We start from the raw sequence: 18,990 nt of genomic DNA on the forward strand, positions 1-18,990 counted from the left end.
GCACGCCGCCAGCGTTCGTCCTGAGCCAGGATCAAACTCTCCAATAAAGAGTATGAGTTAAGCTCACTTGCGCAAGGATGCGCTGACGTCGATGTTGCCACAGGATGTGGCGTTCTTAGTCGACGATCCTTACTGAAAAAACGTTGGCTAGTGATTTGAAATCACTAAGTTTATTGTTTGTTGACGCTTGTTTGTTTAGTTTTCAAAGAACGACTGCCGCTCATAGGCGACTTTATTAATATATCATTTTTCTCATTTCATGTCAACACGTTTTTTTCTAATCTTTTAATCCATTAGATATGTCCGCTGCTGACTTTGAAAATTATATCAGGTCCCCATGGCTGGTGCAACTGTTTTTTCACATTTATTTTTAAAGGCGCTGGTTTATCCCCAGCACCCCTTAAAGTACCTCTTCAATATATAGCTGCCTGTACTCCTCCAGCGGAAGGATTTTGTCTGAGTTAGAAAGTTTTACAATGGGACGTGTAGGATCTTTATCGCTAATAAACAGAATTTCTGCCTCCTCGCCATCCGAGAGCCTTACTTTGCTTCCGGTAGAAAAGTTCATAATCCCGGATTTAATTACTTTTAAAGGAGCAACATCAAATTTGCCGAAATGGTCTTCGTTGATTATTTCCAGTGCTTTGAACGGAGACATACTGGGTTTGTATAATCTTTCAGAAGTCATTGCTTGGTAGGTATCCGCAACAGCAATAATATTGGCAAATGGGTGGATCTTGACTCCCTTGTCTCCAAAAGGATAACCGCTGCCATCCAGACGTTCATGGTGCTGGAGAATCGCTACTTTAGCTTCCTGCTTTAACAGCCTGTTCTCTTTAACCATTTGGTAACTGTTGATTGGATGTGATTTAACCTCTTCATATTCACCGAGCGTGAGGGTTGTCTTTTTCATAAGAATACTGTTGCTGATTTTTGCCATCCCACAGTCAGCCAGACACCCAGCCAGTGCGATCTGTGCAATATCCCCTTTACTGTAATTCAGTCGTTTGGCTATATAAGCACTTAAAATTCCGACAGCAAGAGAATGATGATAAAGGTAATCCTCCTGGTTATGATATTTATGAAGCCTGAATAAATAGGCTGTATTTCCTTCGATCTTGTCTATCAATGGCATTAGCAAACTTCTAATCGCGGCGATATCAACCGGAATTCCGGATTGCCAGGAGACAAATTCCTTTTTGTGATCCTGTTTCCCTTTAAGGAACAAGTCCAAAAACGTTAAATCCCCCATATTTTGTACAGGTGCTTCATTCCCGGACACTGCTTCAGAAGGTATAAATGGAGTTCCACTGATCAAAGTTTTCTCTACTTCGACGTCCTTTATGAGAAAGGCTTTTAATACATCTATTAATTGTACGGTAAGAACTGTCTGTTTGCTGATAATCGGCCGGTTTGTCTTGCTGAACACATCTTCTGCGAGGATGCATCCTTCTTGAAGTTCGTTTATATGGATACGCAAAGCCAACACCTCAAAAGTAAATTTCTGCCTAGTACTATTTTACTGTAAAAATTCAAAAAAAAGGAACACAAAATGTGTTCCTTAAAAAAATTTTATTCTTCTGTAGTATCAGGTCCATTCTCTTCGTCCGCTAGCTCTGTCGCATCCTCTGAACCATTGTCTTGACCTAGTTCCCCTTCAGAAGCCTCTTCAAGCTGCTCCAGTTCGTCAAGCTTTTCCTCTTCTTTATCAACTTGAGCCACTGTAGCTACTGCCTCATTTTCTTCTGTATTGAGACTGATTAGCTTAACGCCTTGGGTGTTACGGCCAGTGATGGATATTCCTTCTACCGGTATTCGGATCAGAACGCCTCCGGTAGTGATCAGCATCAGGTCCTCTTCACCCTGAACGACTTTCATTGTTACAAGGCTGCCGTTTTTATCGGTGATATTGCAGGTTTTAATCCCTTTGCCGCCACGGCCCTGCATCCGGTATTCTGCAGACGGGGTACGTTTTCCATAGCCATTCTTGGTGACAACCAAAATGTCCGAGCCTTCTTCAAGCACTTCCATTCCGACAACTTCATCATCCGCATCAAGGGAAATACCTTTAACGCCCGTAGCAGTACGGCCCATTGTTCGTACATCTGTTTCAGGGAAACGGATTAAAAGGCCATTCTTAGTTCCAATGATAATTTCCTTGCTGCCATCAGTAAGACGCACGGAAATGAGTTCATCGCCTTCCCTGAGGTTCAGGGCAATCAATCCGTTATTGCGAATATTGGCAAAGGAAGTAAGCGGAGAACGCTTGGCAATACCATATTTAGTGGTAAAGAACAGACTCCAATCATCAACGAACTCCTCTACATGGATGATGGCATTGACCCATTCATCCTTTTCAATTCCCAGCAGGTTGATAATCGGAATGCCTTTTGCCGTCCGGCTGAACTCTGGTACTTCATACCCCTTCGTACGATAGACCTTCCCTTTATTTGTAAAATAAAGAATCGTATCATGGGTTGATGTAGTGATAAGCTGCTGGACAAAATCATCCTCGTTTGTGCCCATTCCCTGAATTCCGCGTCCTCCGCGCTTTTGAGCACGGTATGTGGAAACAGGCAGCCGCTTGATATAGCCATTATGGGTCAGCGTGATGACAACATTCTCACGAGGAATCAAATCTTCATCCTCGATCATTTCCAGACCGCCCGAGACAATTTCTGTCCTTCGTTTATCGTCAAAGCGTTCTTTCAGCTCCAAAAGCTCCTCGCGAATGATTTCAAGCACCTTTTCCTCGTCCGCCAATATAGCTTTTAATTCTGCTATCAGCTTCATCAGGCTTTGATATTCTTCTTCAATTTTTTCACGTTCCAAACCAGTTAAACGCTGAAGTCGCATATCCAGTATCGCCTGTGCCTGCTTCTCGGACAGATCAAACTGAGTCATCAGTCCTTCACGGGCAATATCCGTGGTACGTGAGCTTCGGATCAGGGCAATGACTTCATCAAGGTGGTCCAGAGCTACACGCAAGCCTTCAAGAATATGGGCTCTCGCTTCTGCCTTGCGAAGTTCAAACTCAGTCCTGCGGCGAATGACCACTTTCTGATGATCAAGGTAATGCTGCAGGCATTGCTTTAAGCTCAATACTTTAGGCTGCCCGTCAACAAGAGCAAGTGTATTGATTCCAAAGCTTGTCTGAAGCGCAGTATGTTTATACAAGTTATTCAGCAGGACGTTTGCATTCGCATCCCTTCGAACTTCAATCACAATCCGGAGTCCGTCCCGGTCAGATTCATCCCGCAAGTCGGTTATTCCGTCAATTTTCTTATCGCGTACAAGTTCGGCTATTTTTTCAATAAGCCTCGCCTTATTCACCTGATAAGGTATCTCATTTACAATAATGACTTCTTTGCCATTTGACTTTTGCTCAATTTCTACTTTTGCCCTTAAGGTAATAGAGCCTCTTCCCGTTTCGTAAGCCTTGCGAATGCCGCTTCGGCCAAGGATCAGGCCGCCGGTTGGGAAGTCCGGACCTGGTATGATTTCCATCAGCTCCTGGGTTGTAATGCCGGGATCCTTGCTTATGGCAAGCACTCCATCAATCACTTCCCCAAGCTGGTGAGGCGGAATATTTGTCGCCATTCCGACAGCAATTCCCGATGTACCGTTAACCAGCAGGTTGGGAAACCTTGCAGGAAGGACAACTGGTTCTCTTTCAGAACCATCGTAATTGTCCTGGTAGTCAATGGTATCTTTATTAATGTCACGCAGCAGTTCCATTGAAATCTTCGACATCCGGGCTTCGGTGTAACGCATTGCAGCTGCCGAGTCACCATCGATTGAACCGAAGTTCCCATGACCATCGACAAGCATATATCGGTAAGCAAAGTCCTGTGCCATACGAACCATTGTCTCATAAACAGCGGAGTCGCCATGGGGGTGATACTTACCAATAACTTCGCCGACAATACGGGCGGATTTCTTGTAAGGTTTATCAGAATGCATTCCTAAATCATGCATCGCATATAAAATTCGGCGGTGGACGGGCTTAAGACCATCCCTGACATCAGGGAGGGCACGTGCCACAATAACACTCATCGCGTAATCCAGGAACGAAGAACGCATTTCCTGGCTAATATTTATTTCTTTCACACGGGGATTAGGCGTCTCAGCCATATGGAAGGAAACCTCCTTTAGTAGAAAAGCAGTAGCGCATCAAGCGGCTCCGAAAACTCTTAAGAAAGTGCAGGCATATCGCCCGCGCTTCCGAGAGCATTCCGAAAGCTTGGCGCTTCAGCTAGGCATAATAGAAAAGAAGGATAGAAAAATTCTCTATCCTGTTAAATATCCAAGTTTTTCACGTAAACAGCATTCTCTTCAATGAATTGTCGCCTTGGTTCAACCTTGTCGCCCATCAGCATTTCAAACGTTTCATCTGCTTCAATGGCATCTTCAAGGCTTACCTGGAGCAGGAGGCGATGATCTGGATCCATCGTAGTCTCCCATAGCTGCCCCGGGTTCATTTCCCCAAGACCTTTATAGCGCTGGATACCGGGTTTTGGCTGCGATGGCAGGCCAGCCATGATCTGGTCCAGCTGTTTATCATTATAGGCATATTCGATCCGTTTACCTTGCTGAACTTTATACAGCGGCGGCTGGGCAATGTAAATATAGCCAGCTTCAAGAATCTGCCTCATATATCTGTAAAAGAATGTCATCAATAAGGTCCGGATATGGGCGCCGTCAACATCTGCATCTGTCATGATGACAACTTTGTGGTAACGAGCTTTCGAAATGTCAAAGTCCTCGCCAATACCGGTTCCAATTGCTGTAATCAGCGCTCTTACTTCATTGTTTGAAAGGATCCTGTCAAGTCTCGCCTTTTCGACATTCAGGATTTTCCCCCGCAAAGGAAGAATGGCCTGGAAATGGCGGTCACGGCCCTGTTTTGCAGAACCCCCGGCAGAGTCACCCTCAACGATATAAAGCTCGCTTATCGAAGGGTCCTTTGAAGAACAGTCGGCGAGTTTTCCTGGCAGGCTCGAAACCTCAAGCGCGCTTTTCCGTCTGGTTAACTCACGCGCTTTCTTTGCAGCAAGCCTTGCTCTGGCAGCCATTAAGCCTTTATCGACAATTTTTCGGGCAACGGATGGGTTCTCAAGCATGAATTTTTCAAAATGGTCCGAGAAGGTTGTATCCGCAACGTTCCGAACTTCCGAATTCCCCAGTTTTGTCTTTGTCTGGCCTTCAAACTGTGGATCCGGATGTTTTACAGAAACAATTGCCGTCAACCCTTCACGGACATCTTCACCGGAAAGATTGGCGTCACTGTCTTTAAAAATGCCATTCTTGCGGGCGTAATCATTGATTACTCTTGTGAGGGCTGTTTTAAAGCCTGACTCATGTGTACCGCCTTCATACGTGTGGATATTGTTGGCAAATGAATAAATACTGCTGGTAAATCCATCGTTGTATTGCAGGGCTACTTCGAGAGTAATTCCGTCTTTTTCCCCTTCAATGTAAATTGGATCTTCATGAAGGACATCCCTCGTACGGTTTAAGTGCTCTACATAAGACTTGATTCCGCCTTCGTAATAGTACTCATTGTGTTTATTCTCTGTACGCTTATCCTCAATCGTAATTTTTAGCCCTCTGTTGAGGAATGCTAATTCACGAAGCCTGTTCGCAAGCGTATCATAGTCGTATTCAAGTGTTTCCTGGAAGATTTCGCCATCAGGCACAAAATGAACGGTGGTCCCAGTCCTGTCCGTTTCACCTATGACCTTTAATTCGCTTTTGATTGCACCGCGTTCGAACTCAATATGATGGATCTTTCCGTCACGGTGGACATTCACTTCAAGCAATGTAGACAAGGCATTCACAACGGATGCACCTACCCCGTGCAATCCGCCTGATACCTTATATCCTCCGCCGCCAAACTTTCCTCCGGCATGAAGGACCGTCATAATGACCTCAACGGCAGGCCTTCCCATTTTTTCCTGGGTATCGACCGGAATGCCTCGCCCATTATCCATTACAGTAATACTGTTATCTTTTTCGATAATGACATTGATTTCATCACAATAACCGGCAAGTGCTTCATCGATACTGTTGTCAACTATTTCCCAAACAAGGTGATGAAGACCTTTTACGCTTGTTGACCCGATATACATACCCGGCCGTTTCCGAACTGCCTCCAATCCTTCGAGGACCTGTATCTGGTTTGCATCATACGTTTGTCCTTGCATGGCCTCTTGCTCCATTGCCACATCGATCACCTACACTTTCAATTTGCGAATCTTTTATTTAAAACTCCTGAACGGAAGGTCTTTGCGAACGTTTTTTTAATGTTCCGGCTGCCAGCGGGGAATAATAGATCTGGTCCCTGGTGACAACAACGGACTTATACTGATTTTTGGAAAGATTGACCACTTCAGTTTCTCTTCGATCTAGAAACTCGGCAAATACAGGGGATGAGCTTGCGCTTTCCTTGTCAAGAATGGCAATGATATCTTTTGTCCTGACTAATGTATCGTCTCCTATATGCAAATACATGATAACACCTCACTGGATTCTGGCCATCACGCCTGACTCCACCCGGTAGGCAGCAGCATCCTTAAGAGTCTGGTGGTCAATTCCATCAACGCTTGTCGTTGTGACAAAGGTTTGGACCTTTCCCTGGATTGTATTTAATAAATGCGATTGGCGGTAATCATCGAGCTCCGAGAGTACATCATCAAGGAGCAGGATCGGGTATTCGCCAATTTCTTTATTGATCAGTTCAATTTCAGCGAGTTTTACGGATAGGGCAGTCGTCCGCTGCTGTCCCTGGGATCCGAATGTCTGGACATCTCTGCCATTCACAATAAATTGCAAGTCATCGCGATGCGGTCCGAACATTGTTACCCCCCGCTCAATTTCCCTCTTCTTTATTTTAGCAAACTTTTCTTCATAGACTTCTACCATTTTCGACAAATTCTGATTTTCTGATACATCGGCTGAAGGCTTATAGTCTATTTTTAAAGTTTCCAGCCCCCTCGATATCCCCTTATGAATGGGCAGAGCCCATTGTTCAAGTAAATGGAGGAATTCAAATCGCTTCATTACGATCTTGGCGCCCATCTGAATAAACTGTTCAGTTAAAATATCAAGCATGGTCTGGTCTGTCTGCTGTTTTGTCTGCAGCTGTTTCAGGTAATGATTTCTCTGCTGAAGGATCTTTTGATACTGGCTGATATCATGCAAATAGACAGGGGATACCTGTCCGATTTCCATATCAATAAAACGGCGCCTTACTTGAGGGCTCCCTTTGACTAGATGGAGATCTTCCGGCGCGAACATTACTACATTCATATTTCCGACATATTGGCTCAGCCGTCGCTGTTCAATATGGTTATACTTAGCACGTTTTCCCTTTTTGGAAATGACAAGCTGCATTGGCAGCGATCCATGCGTCTTGACTATCCTGCCTTCTATTTTAGCATAATCCTCATCCCAGCGAATAAGTTCTTTATCATTTGCCGTTCTGTGGGATTTAGCCATTGCCAGCACGAAGATGGATTCCATCACATTGGTCTTGCCCTGGGCATTTTCGCCAAGGATGACATTCACCTTATTTTCAAACTGGGCGTCCAGCTTTTCATAATTGCGATAATTCTTTAACTGCAGGTCCTCAATATGCATGAATGTTCCTTCCTTTGGTCATTGAATTACAAGGAACTTTCCGACCCCAGGTATAGTTACCTCATCTCCATTACGGAGCTTCCTTCCTCTTCTCTGATCCTGTTCCCCGTTGATATATACCTCATGTTCACTTAAAAACCATTTAGCCATTCCGCCGGATTGAATCACATCGGCTAGTTTTAAAAATTGTCCAAGTGTAATGAACTCTGTTTCGATTTTAACTTGTTCACTCATGATTTCACCCGTTTCCTAAAAGGATCTAATACTTTATTTTACTAAATAAACAGGTTTCAGACAAGGTTTGATGGAATTATTGAGAGTGAGATGCCGGACTATAAACAATTCAGGAAGAGAGAAAACCCCTGCCATTCGACAAGGGCTGTTATTTTAATAGGTCCGTACAGGAAGGATCAGCTGCAGAATGGAGTCGTCATTCATCGGGCGAATCACGAATGGCCTCATCGCTCCAGTAAAGCTGATCTGGATTTCGCTCCCCTCAAGTGCCTTCAATGCATCCATCATATATTTGGCACTAAAAGAAATCTTCAGATCTTCACCGTCAATGGACTGGCTTTGAATTTCTTCGACAACTTTCCCGATTTCAGGGGTATTGGAGGAAATTTCAACTCCGCTTCCCTCAACAGTGGAAAACTTGACTACATTGTTCCTTCCTTCCCGTGCCAGCAGGGATGCACGGTCAATGGCATGAAGGAATTCCTTAGTATTCACCACAACATCCGTCTTGCTCTCATTCGGAATCAGTCTTGCCGTATCAGGGTAGTTGCCCTCCAGAAGCCGTGAGAAGAACAACAGATGCTTCGCCTTGAATAGAACTTGATTTTCCGTGATAACGATATGAACCATTTCTGAGGTATCGTCCAGAATTTTGCTGAGTTCTGTCAGGCTTTTTCCGGGAATGACCACACTTTGACTTTCCTCTGTTTCAGTTTGCAGCTTTGCCTTTCTTAATGCTAGTCTGTGGCTGTCTGTTGCAATACAGGTTAATTCCTTGTTTTCCACCTTCCAGTTGACACCTGTCAAGATTGGGCGTGTTTCTGAGGTGGACACTGCAAAAACAGTCTGGCGGACAAGGGATTTTAAAAGGTCAGTAGGAATTTGAAAAACATTCTCCTCTGCCACCTGAGGCAGATGTGGGTACTCCTCGGCATCCAGGCCATTCAGATTAAATTCTGATCTTCCTGAACGAATTACTGTTTGAAGATGATTTTCAACTATGATCTCCACTGTATCTGTTGGCAGCTTTTTAACTATTTCACTGAAGAATTTAGCCTGCAGGACGATTGCTCCAGTTTGTTTGACTTCAACGATTTCCTTGCCGTCCTCTTCTTTTGGGATAAAGGATTCAATTGATATATCTGAATCACTGCCAGTCAAGGTTACTCCTTCTTCTGTAGCTACGATCTTAATTCCTGTAAGAATAGGGATGGTAGTTCTGCTGGTTACAGCTTTCATGACATCCTGGACGCCTTGCAATAATTGATCCCGCTGGATAGCAAACCTCATGTTAAATCCTCCAATTTGGTATAAATTTCGAGTCTGTGAATATATTTAATATGTTTTAAAAAATAGTAAAAGTACTAGTAGGGCCTGTGGATTTGTGGATAACCTATTTTTCGAAAGGAAACACAGCCTATCCACATGTGGACAGACTGTGTGCAATGTATTATGAGTTATCAACAAATTCCCTATACCTTTAATTCTTCATTGATTTCCTTCAGCTGTCTTTGAAGGAGAGAATCACTCGCAAGGAGTTTCGAAATCTTTTCATGTGCATGGATAACCGTCGTATGATCTCGCCCTCCGAATTCCTCCCCGATTTTCGGAAGGGAAAAGTCTGTCAGCTCACGGGACAGGTACATGGCTATCTGCCTGGGGAATGCTACTGATTTGGTGCGCTTCTTTGCTTTAAAGTCCTCAAGTTTAACGTTAAAATGCTGCCCGACTGTTCGCTGGATGTCCAGGATCGTAATGACCTTAGGTTTCGAACTAGGAATGATGTCCTTTAAAGCCTCTGCAGCCAAATCTGCGTTAATATCCTTATTAATCAAAGAAGAATAGGCAACAACCCTTATTAATGCTCCTTCGAGCTCCCGGATGTTCGAGTCGATTTGATTCGCAATGTAAAGCATAACCTCGTTCGGAATGTCCAGGCCCTCTGCTTTGGCCTTTTTGCGGAGAATGGCAATCCTGGTTTCCAGGTCCGGGGGAGTAATGTCCGTAATTAAGCCCCATTCAAACCGGGAACGCAAACGGTCTTCGAGGGTTGGGATCTCCTTGGGCGGCCGGTCACTTGAGATAATGATTTGCTTGCTTTCCTCATGCAGGGTGTTAAATGTGTGGAAAAATTCCTCCTGAGTCGATTCTTTTCCGGCAAGAAACTGAATATCATCTATCAAAAGGACGTCTACTTTACGATACTTATTGCGGAATTCGACAGCCTTATTGTCCCGGATGGAATTAATGAATTCATTGGTGAACTTTTCGGAAGAAAGATATACAACCTTTGCTGAAGGGTTATGATCCTGAACATAATGCCCAATTGCATGCATCAAGTGGGTTTTTCCAAGTCCAACGCCCCCATAAATGAAGAGGGGATTATAAGCTTTTGCCGGTGCTTCAGCCACCGCAAGCGAAGCGGCATGTGCAAAGCGGTTGCCTGAGCCAATAACGAAAGTGTCAAAAGTATATTTGGGATTCAGCATATTATGGTGAAAATCATTTTGGTCGTCTTCTCTTTTCACCTTTTTGGGCGGCAAAGGCAGATTATCTTCTTCATCCGTCTGGTTTTGCGGAATGATGAATTTTATCGTCAGGTCTTCTCCGGTTATTTCATAGAGAATTCCGCTGATCAGCTGGGAATACCGCTCTTCAAGCCAGTCGCGGGCAAATTCGTTTGGAGCAGTGATGGTTAGGGTGTCTCCCTGTAAGGAATGTGCCTTTGTCGATTTTAACCACGTATCAAAACTGGGTTTGCTGATTTTTTTCTCGATTTTGGACAGCGCACTGCTCCAGAGATCCGCAATATTTTCCAATACATATCCCTCCTTTTATAAAAATTCACACCATTGTATTCGCTCTTGTTGTTGAAATTCTGCACAGATTTATAAATATACAAAACTATTAATGTGGAAAAATATATTATAAGGAAGATAAATGGGTTTTCGACAATATCCACGGATTGTGGACAAACTTCCGCAACAGGGTCTGAATAACCTATCCACAACTTATCCACAGTTTGTGGAAAACTATATTAGTCCGTCCTTTTTATTAAGAGTGAAAACACAAATATGATACCAGATAATCTAGCTTGTCGCAAGGCTTTTTCATACTTTATCCACAACACCTCCAGGCTGTGGAATAAATTTGTCCACAGCCTAAGTTTATGTGTAAAAGCTGTAAATAAGTATTGTGGATAATAAAAATCGTGTCGTTTTTTGTCCACAGGCACCTGGAAAAGCACTATGGGACAACCTGTATAGCCTGCTGCCGTACATAAGGCGACTGCCCTATAAAATGTTTTCTCCATAACAATCCAATCATATCCAGTGGAGTTTTATCAGGGAGACTATTGACATTTTCAGTGTCACGTCATTATAATTAGTAGTACTGTCTGATAGCAGCTATTTCCTCAGGGAGGTGTCATATAATGAAAAGAACTTACCAACCAAATAAACGTAAGCACAGCAAGGTTCACGGTTTCCGTAGCCGCATGAGCTCAGCAAACGGCCGCAAGGTTCTTGCACGCCGTCGTCGTAAAGGAAGAAAAGTATTATCAGCCTAGGCCACTGAACTGTCAGTGGTCTTTTTTTCCTTTGAGGAATGCAAGCAGCCATAACGACTTGATTGAAGGTGTGCTGAAATGAGAAAAGAATTGCGAATTAAAAAGAATAAAGAATTTCAGGAAGTTTTTAATAAGGGAAAATCCTTTGCGAATCGTCAATTTGTCGTATATGTATTGAAAAAGGAAGGGCAGGATCATTTCCGGATTGGTTTATCCGTCAGCAAGAAAATTGGGAATGCCGTCATGAGGAACCAGATAAAAAGATACATCCGCCAATCCTTCCATGAATTGCAGGAACAGATACATAAAGGGAAAGATTATGTGATTATAGCGAGAAAGCCTGTGGCCGAAATGGACATGCATGAGGTGAAAAAAAGTCTTGAACACGTACTCAAGGTAGCCCGGGTATTGAAAAAAACAAACGCTGGTCATAATGAGGAATAGCGGCTGGAAAATTATTTTAAGCTTTTCCATTTTTTAAAAGCGCTTGCTGAGAAAAGATGTTAAAATACTCTTGAATTGCTATGTATGGTTTTACGGCAGGGTGAAAACTGGTGTCTACAAGCGAAACTGAGTCCCTAAAGCCAACACTTTAATAAATGTAAATTACGTGAATGTGGTTAGGAGGAAATTGAGGTTGAAAAAAAGAATATTGTTAACAGCTGGCTTGCTATTTTTAATGGCAGTCCTAACAGGGTGTACAGAGTACGACCAGCCGATTACTTCTGAAAGCAAAGGCTTTTGGAATGAATACATTGTTTATCCTTTATCGATGCTGATTACCAAGATGGCGGAAATTTTGGGTGGAAGCTTTGGATTGTCGATTATTGCGGTAACAATCATTATTCGTCTTGCCATCCTGCCATTGATGATTAAACAGACCAGAAGTTCAAAAGCGATGCAGGCTATCCAGCCAGAAATGCAGAAGCTGAGAGAAAAATACAGTTCAAAAGACCAGAAAACCCAGCAAAAGCTCCAGCAGGAAACAATGGCGCTGTTCCAGAAGCACGGTGTCAATCCGCTTGCCGGCTGTTTTCCGCTTATTGTACAAATGCCAATATTGATCGGTTTTTACCACGCGATCTCCCGGACCAGGGAAATTGCGAACCATAATTTCCTTTGGTTTGATCTTGGTGCTCCGGATCCAATTTACCTGCTTCCATTAATTGCAGGGGCAACCACTTTTATTCAGCAAAAAATGATGATGGCTGGCACCGAGGCAAATCCTCAAATGGCGATGATGCTGTGGCTGATGCCGATCATGATCATTGTCTTTGCCATCAACTTCCCGGCTGCCTTATCATTATACTGGGTTGTCGGAAACTTGTTTATGATTGTACAAACCTATTTCATTAAAGGGCCGGACTTGAAAAAGCAGCCAGCTGCCGGCGGCGCGGGGGGAGCGAAAAAGTGAAACAGATAACTGCTACCGGACAAACAGTCGAAGAAGCAGTAAAATCAGCACTAGCTCAGTTAAACACATCAAAAGACCGTGCAGACATAGAAGTAATGGATGAGGGGAAAAAAGGGATCTTTGGAATTTTTGGATCCCGGCCTGCCATCGTAAAGGTTACAGTGAAAGCAGACCCATTTGAAGAAGCCGTCAAGTATTTAAAAAAGATTTCCGAACAGCTTGGTGCACCTGCAAATATTGAGGTGAAACAGGATGGCAAACAAGTCCATTTCATCCTTACCGGTGATAAAATCGCTTTGTTAATCGGAAAAAGAGGACAAACACTCAATTCATTGCAGTATTTGACCCAGCTTGTTATCAATAAACATTCAGACCAGTTCTTTACTGTTCTTCTGGATGCTGAAGATTATCGGAGAAGAAGAAATGACACACTTGTTCAGCTGGCTGAGAGGCTTGCGCAAAAAGCCGTTAAGACAGGCCGCGAAGTAGCTTTGGAGCCTATGCCTTCCTATGAACGGAAAGTGATTCATACTGCTCTCGTGGGGAATAAAAAAATAAGAACCTATTCGGATGGCAGCGATCCTCATCGGCATATTGTCATTGCCCCGGCTGGGAAATAAAAAATTTTATATTTAAATTAAAAAACCGGCCCAATCCACTGGCCGGTTTTTTCTTGCCTTTTGAAGAACGAAATTTTAGGGAATCCTAGAAGAGACTGTTTGTATTATTGTTATTCACATGTGGATAAGTTAAAATAAAAGATAATGTTTTGCTGTGTGGATAATTCTATAAGCTATTTTGTATTTTTTTTAAATACCTTGTGCTATTCTATAAATTTGGGAAATAAATTTCGTATTTCAAATAGATATTTTGAAGCAGAGAGGTGAAAGAAAGTGGAGTTTGATACAATTGTGGCCATTTCCACTCCAATGGGAGAAGGAGCGATAGCGATTGTTCGTTTAAGCGGAGATGACGCAATTAACATTTCTGACCGTTTATTTAAAGGAGTCGGAGGAAAAAGACTTACTGACGTTATGTCCCATACCATTCATTATGGCCATATGGTAGATCCGAAAACAGGACAGATTGCCGAGGAAGTGATGGTTTCTGTCATGAAGGGGCCGAAAACCTTCACAAAGGAAGATGTTGTGGAGATTAACTGTCATGGCGGGCTGGTATCGGTGAACAGGGTCCTGCAGCTTGTCCTGAATCAGGGAGCGCGGCTTGCGGAACCCGGGGAATTTACAAAGAGGGCCTTCTTAAACGGCAGGATCGATCTGTCCCAGGCTGAGGCGGTCATTGATTTAATCCGCGCAAAAACGGACAGGGCCATGAATGTGGCGCTGGGACAAATGGACGGGCGGCTATCGCGTCTCATTCGAAGGCTGCGGCAGGAGATACTGGAGACACTTGCTCATGTAGAAGTGAATATTGATTACCCTGAGTATGACGATGTTGAGGAAATGACTCATAAAATGCTTCTGGAAAGGTCGAAATCTGTAAAAGATGAAATTGAGAAGCTGCTTCAGACATCCCAGCAGGGAAAAATTCTGCGTGAAGGGTTATCAACTGTTATTGTCGGGCGTCCAAATGTTGGAAAGTCATCTCTCCTGAACAGCCTGGTACAGGAGAATAAAGCGATTGTAACGGATATTCCGGGAACAACGAGAGATGTCATTGAAGAATATGTCAATGTCAGAGGGGTTCCGTTAAGGCTCCTTGATACAGCCGGAATTCGCGAAACAGAGGATATCGTGGAGCGGATCGGGGTAGAACGCTCCCGCCAGGTATTAAAAGAAGCCGATTTAATTTTGCTTGTGCTTAATTATTCCGATATCCTGACAGAAGAGGATAAAAATCTATTTAAAGCGGTTGAGGGCATGGATGTGATTGTCATTGTCAATAAAACCGATCTTCCTAAAAAAATGGATATGGACGAGCTGAAAGATTTGGCAAAGGGGTATAAGATTGTCACAACCTCGCTAAAAGAGGATCAGGGAATCGATGAGCTGGAAGAAGCAATCTCTTCTCTGTTCTTTTCAGGAGCAATTGAAGCGGGCGATATGACCTATGTCTCGAACAGCCGCCATATCGCGCTCTTGAATCAGGCGCATCATGCCATTGAAGAAGCGATTACTGGTGTTGAAGCCGGTACACCAATAGATATTGTCCAAATCGACCTCACCCGTTCTTGGGAACTGCTTGGGGAAATTATCGGTGACAGTGTTCATGAAAGTCTCATTGATCAATTGTTCTCGCAGTTCTGTTTAGGGAAATAGAGAAGAAAGACGCCCTTTTCGTGGGCGCCTTACCATAAATTCTAGTGCAACTTTAAAATAAAGGAGGCAGCCATATGCCGTATGAAGCGGGCAGTTATGATGTCATCGTAGTAGGCGCAGGCCATGCCGGAAGTGAAGCGAGCCTTGCAGCAGCTCGCGTGGGTGCCAATACACTCATGATTACCATCAATCTTGATATGATAGCTTTCATGCCGTGCAATCCGTCCATCGGAGGGCCGGCAAAAGGAATTGTAGTAAGGGAAATTGATGCTCTTGGCGGTGAAATGGGCCGCAATATCGATAAAACCTACATCCAGATGAGGATGCTTAATACAGGGAAAGGCCCTGCAGTAAGGGCACTGAGAGCCCAGGCGGATAAATTTGCCTATCAGCATGAGATGAAGAAGACCATGGAGGAAGAGCCGAACCTTACAATGGTCCAGGGAATGGTGGAGGAGCTAATCGTTGAGGACGGAGTCTGCAAAGGTGTTATCACTAAAACAGGAGCCGTTTATCGTTCCAAGACCGTCGTGATCACTGCAGGTACTTTCCTTCGCGGGGAAATTATCCTGGGAGAGCTGAAGTATTCCAGCGGACCGAACAACCAGCAGCCTTCAATAAAGCTCTCTGAACACCTTGAGGAGCTGGGCCTTGACCTGGTGCGCTTCAAGACAGGGACTCCGCCGCGGGTCCACAGCAACACAATTGATTATTCCAAGACGGAGATTCAGCCAGGGGATGATGCTCCAAGGGCATTTTCTTATGAAACGACGAAATATATCACGGACCAGCTGCCATGCTGGCTGACTTATACAAACGAGAAAACCCATGAATTGATTGACCAAAACCTGCATCGTTCTCCGATGTATTCGGGAATGATTAAAGGAACAGGTCCTCGCTATTGTCCGTCCATCGAAGATAAAGTGGTGCGTTTCAACGACAAACCGCGCCATCAGATATTCCTTGAACCAGAAGGCCGGCATACTCAGGAGGTTTATGTACAGGGGCTGTCCACCAGTTTGCCTGAGGAAGTCCAGCATCAAATCCTGAAGACCATTCCAGGCCTGGAAGAGGCTAGGATGATGCGGGCAGGCTATGCCATTGAGTATGATGCAGTTGTTCCTACCCAGCTTTGGCCAACATTGGAAACGAAGGTTGTGAAGAACCTTTATACTGCAGGACAGATCAACGGAACATCCGGATATGAAGAAGCTGCAGGCCAAGGCCTGATGGCTGGAATCAATGCCGGCAGGAGGGCTCTTGATAAGGAAGAGGTCATTCTGAGCCGTTCGGACGCCTATATTGGTGTCATGATTGATGACCTGGTGACAAAAGGCACGAGTGAACCTTACCGACTGTTAACTTCACGTGCGGAATACCGTTTGCTGCTAAGACATGATAACGCTGATCTTCGCCTGACAGACCGAGGTTACGAACTCGGAATGATCTCCGAAGACCGGTACCAGCGTTTTACCGGGAAAAAGAAAGCAATCGAAACAGAAATTGAAAGGCTTCGTTCAATTATCATCAAGCCGACAAGTGAAGTGCAAGAGCTTATCCGTTCTCTCGGCGGCAGTGAATTGAAGGACGGCATCCGTGCCTCTGATTTCATTAAGCGAACTGAAATGACCTATGAACACATCAAAAAGCTTATCCCGGCCGACGTTGAACTGGACGCAGAAGTGGAGGAGCAGGTTGAAATCCAGATTAAATATGAAGGATACATCGAGAAGTCTCTTCAGCAGGTAGAGAGGCTCAAGAAAATGGAAGATAAGAAAATCCCGGAAAATATCGATTATGACGCCATCACTAGCATTGCAACAGAAGCGCGCCAGAATCTTAAGAATGTTCGGCCGCTGACTATTGCTCAGGCCTCCCGTATTTCCGGAGTGAACCCTGCCGATATTTCCATCTTGCTCGTCTATATTGAACAAGGGAAAGTGGCCAGGATTTCCAATCAATAATCAACACTATTTACAGAAAGGGTTGTCCTATGAATCCAGACCAATTTCAAGCGGCGCTTGCCGAGAAGGGGATTATTCTCTCCGAAAGGCAAATGGAGCAGTATGAAATTTATTATAAAACCCTGGTTGAATGGAACGAAAAAATGAACCTGACAGCCATAACAGAAAAAGAAGATGTGTTCCTCAAGCATTTTTATGATTCTGTTTCCGCTGCTTTTTATTTTGATTTTAAGGAGAAGCCTTTCGCGATCTGTGATGTTGGGGCGGGAGCAGGATTTCCAAGTATCCCTTTAAAAATTGCTTTTCCGAAACTGCAAATAACCATTGTGGATTCTTTAAATAAGCGAATCACGTTTCTTGAACATTTAGCGAGGGTCCTTCAGCTTGAGAATACACATTTCATTCATGACCGGGCTGAAACCTTCGGGCAGAATTCAGTCTATCGCGAGAAATATGAAATTGTCATGGCAAGGGCCGTTGCCCGGATGTCGGTTTTATCCGAGCTGTGCCTTCCCATTGTCCAGGTCGGCGGTACCTTCATTGCAATGAAAGGTGCTCAGGCGGATGAAGAACTCCAGGGTGGAAAGAAGGCACTTAAGGTCCTTGGGGGCGAATTAAAGGGCATCCATTCCTTCACCCTTCCGGTGGAAGAAAGTGAACGAAATATCCTTATTATCAGCAAGGAGAAGAAAACACCAAAACAGTATCCGAGAAAAGCGGGGACACCAAATAAGTCTCCAATTGAATAGAGTTGCTTTGACCCTATTTTGATCAGGAAATTTAGTTTATAATAAAAGCTACAGGCAGGAACTTGTCATTTTTATAGAGAATATGTAATAGGGAGTTTCATAAAGGTGGTGCAGGGGAATGAAGCCTTCTTTTTCACGCTTTTTTGGTCTGGGGGAAAAGGAAGAACAGGTAGAACAGGTAGAAACAACGAAGCCGGGAAATAATGATGAAATCAAAAAAATCCCGATAGATAATATCGTTCCGAACCGATTTCAGCCAAGAACGGTGTTTGATGATGAAAAAATTGAGGAGCTTGCCCGTACAATCCACACGCACGGAGTGATCCAGCCCATCGTCATCAGGGAATTTGAAGATGGCAAGTATGAAATTATCGCCGGGGAACGCCGCTGGCGGGCGATGAAAAAACTGGGATGGGAAGAAGCACCCGCCATCATCAATAATTTAAGCGATACCGAAACAGCGTCGGTTGCATTAATTGAAAATCTTCAGCGGGAAGAGTTGTCTCCGATTGAAGAGGCCATTGCGTACGGGAAACTGCTGGAGATCCACAACTTGACCCAGGAAGCCCTTGCTCAGCGCCTTGGCAAAGGGCAATCGACAGTGGCAAACAAGCTAAGGCTCCTGAAGCTTCCGCAGGAGGTCCAGGAGGCCATCCTAAATAAATTGATTTCGGAAAGACATGCTCGCTCGCTGATTCCTTTGAAAAATCCGGAAAAACAGATTCAGCTGCTTTCGGAAATCATCGAGAAATCACTTAACGTCAAGCAGACAGAAGACCGGGTCCAAAAAATGCTTGAACAGACAGAGGAAAAGCCAAAGCCAAAGCGGAAAGCATTCAGCAAGGACATGAGAATTGCTGTAAATACCATCCGCCAATCCTTATCAATGGTAACGGACTCAGGGATTAACCTGAACTCTGAAGAAGAAGATTTTGATGAATTCTATCAAATAACCATCCGGATTCCTAAAAAGAAATAAAAAATGCGAGAACTCTGTTTCTCGCATTTTTTTTTATGAGTTAATAAATTGCTATATTACTAGTAAATGTCATTTTCACAAAACTCCTTTCGGCAAGGATTTTTCGTGATAAAATAGAATACATGACGAATTCTTTCGACTTCATTGTGCAAAAAACGCTTT

16 protein-coding genes are annotated in these 18,990 nt (G+C 44.0%); 8 read left to right on the forward strand and 8 right to left on the reverse strand.

What is annotated here, in order from left to right; all coding sequences use genetic code 11:
* Positions 1 to 400: 400 nt before the first annotated feature.
* The 8 genes from EV146_RS15130 to dnaA form a co-directional block, all read right to left on the reverse strand.
* Positions 401 to 1,489 (reverse strand): HD-GYP domain-containing protein, encoded by a 1,089-nt coding sequence (locus EV146_RS15130; protein WP_309136117.1) that lies wholly within the window; start codon positions 1,487 to 1,489, stop codon positions 401 to 403.
* A gap of 83 nt (positions 1,490 to 1,572) precedes the next feature.
* On the reverse strand, positions 1,573 to 4,134 hold the full coding sequence (gyrA, locus tag EV146_RS15135) for a DNA gyrase subunit A (RefSeq protein WP_132007747.1): 2,562 nt from the start codon (positions 4,132 to 4,134) through the stop codon (positions 1,573 to 1,575).
* A 164-nt stretch (positions 4,135 to 4,298) separates the two neighbouring features.
* The gene (gene gyrB, locus EV146_RS15140) at positions 4,299 to 6,221 is read right to left on the reverse strand and encodes a DNA topoisomerase (ATP-hydrolyzing) subunit B (protein WP_132008478.1); all 1,923 of its coding nucleotides are present in this window, start codon (positions 6,219 to 6,221) and stop codon (positions 4,299 to 4,301) included.
* A 43-nt stretch (positions 6,222 to 6,264) separates the two neighbouring features.
* Entirely contained in the window at positions 6,265 to 6,513 is a 249-nt protein-coding gene (gene remB, locus EV146_RS15145; RefSeq protein ID WP_121610409.1) for an extracellular matrix regulator RemB, read from the reverse strand.
* A gap of 9 nt (positions 6,514 to 6,522) precedes the next feature.
* On the reverse strand, positions 6,523 to 7,641 hold the full coding sequence (gene recF / locus EV146_RS15150) for a DNA replication/repair protein RecF (protein WP_132007750.1): 1,119 nt from the start codon (positions 7,639 to 7,641) through the stop codon (positions 6,523 to 6,525).
* Positions 7,642 to 7,659: 18 nt separating this feature from the next.
* Entirely contained in the window at positions 7,660 to 7,875 is a 216-nt protein-coding gene (gene yaaA / locus EV146_RS15155; protein WP_121610411.1) for a S4 domain-containing protein YaaA, read from the reverse strand.
* Positions 7,876 to 8,028: 153 nt separating this feature from the next.
* Entirely contained in the window at positions 8,029 to 9,165 is a 1,137-nt protein-coding gene (dnaN, locus tag EV146_RS15160; RefSeq protein WP_132007753.1) for a DNA polymerase III subunit beta, read from the reverse strand.
* Positions 9,166 to 9,347: 182 nt separating this feature from the next.
* A complete protein-coding gene (dnaA, locus tag EV146_RS15165) occupies positions 9,348 to 10,694 on the reverse strand; it encodes a chromosomal replication initiator protein DnaA (protein WP_121610413.1) in 1,347 nt (448 codons plus the stop codon).
* Between the two features lie 614 nt (positions 10,695 to 11,308).
* Here dnaA and rpmH point away from each other — a divergent pair.
* From rpmH to noc, 8 genes are all read left to right on the forward strand, one after another.
* Positions 11,309 to 11,443, forward strand: a complete 135-nt coding sequence (gene rpmH, locus EV146_RS15170; RefSeq protein ID WP_066059809.1) for a 50S ribosomal protein L34 — start codon at positions 11,309 to 11,311, stop codon at positions 11,441 to 11,443.
* Positions 11,444 to 11,521: 78 nt separating this feature from the next.
* Positions 11,522 to 11,887, forward strand: a complete 366-nt coding sequence (rnpA, locus tag EV146_RS15175) for a ribonuclease P protein component (RefSeq protein WP_121610414.1) — start codon at positions 11,522 to 11,524, stop codon at positions 11,885 to 11,887.
* A gap of 193 nt (positions 11,888 to 12,080) precedes the next feature.
* Positions 12,081 to 12,857 carry a YidC family membrane integrase SpoIIIJ gene (gene spoIIIJ, locus EV146_RS15180; protein WP_132007756.1) on the forward strand — a complete coding sequence of 259 codons (777 nt, stop codon included), beginning with the start codon at positions 12,081 to 12,083 and terminating at the stop codon, positions 12,855 to 12,857.
* The gene (jag, locus tag EV146_RS15185; protein WP_132007759.1) at positions 12,854 to 13,477 is read left to right on the forward strand and encodes an RNA-binding cell elongation regulator Jag/EloR; all 624 of its coding nucleotides are present in this window, start codon (positions 12,854 to 12,856) and stop codon (positions 13,475 to 13,477) included. The genes spoIIIJ and jag overlap by 4 nt, the downstream gene beginning before the upstream one ends.
* A 273-nt stretch (positions 13,478 to 13,750) precedes the next feature.
* A complete protein-coding gene (gene mnmE / locus EV146_RS15190) occupies positions 13,751 to 15,136 on the forward strand; it encodes a tRNA uridine-5-carboxymethylaminomethyl(34) synthesis GTPase MnmE (RefSeq protein WP_132007762.1) in 1,386 nt (461 codons plus the stop codon).
* A gap of 74 nt (positions 15,137 to 15,210) precedes the next feature.
* The gene (gene mnmG / locus EV146_RS15195; protein WP_132007765.1) at positions 15,211 to 17,100 is read left to right on the forward strand and encodes a tRNA uridine-5-carboxymethylaminomethyl(34) synthesis enzyme MnmG; all 1,890 of its coding nucleotides are present in this window, start codon (positions 15,211 to 15,213) and stop codon (positions 17,098 to 17,100) included.
* Positions 17,101 to 17,129: 29 nt separating this feature from the next.
* Complete coding sequence (gene rsmG / locus EV146_RS15200; RefSeq protein WP_132007768.1) at positions 17,130 to 17,849, forward strand: 16S rRNA (guanine(527)-N(7))-methyltransferase RsmG; 720 nt, start codon at positions 17,130 to 17,132, stop codon at positions 17,847 to 17,849.
* Positions 17,850 to 17,967: 118 nt separating this feature from the next.
* Positions 17,968 to 18,828, forward strand: coding sequence for a nucleoid occlusion protein (gene noc, locus EV146_RS15205; protein WP_121610420.1), 861 nt, complete (start codon positions 17,968 to 17,970; stop codon positions 18,826 to 18,828).
* Positions 18,829 to 18,990 lie beyond the last annotated feature (162 nt).

Origin of the sequence: Mesobacillus foraminis (assembly GCF_004340465.1) — a bacterium.
GTDB lineage: Bacteria > Bacillota > Bacilli > Bacillales > Cytobacillaceae > Mesobacillus_B > Mesobacillus_B foraminis.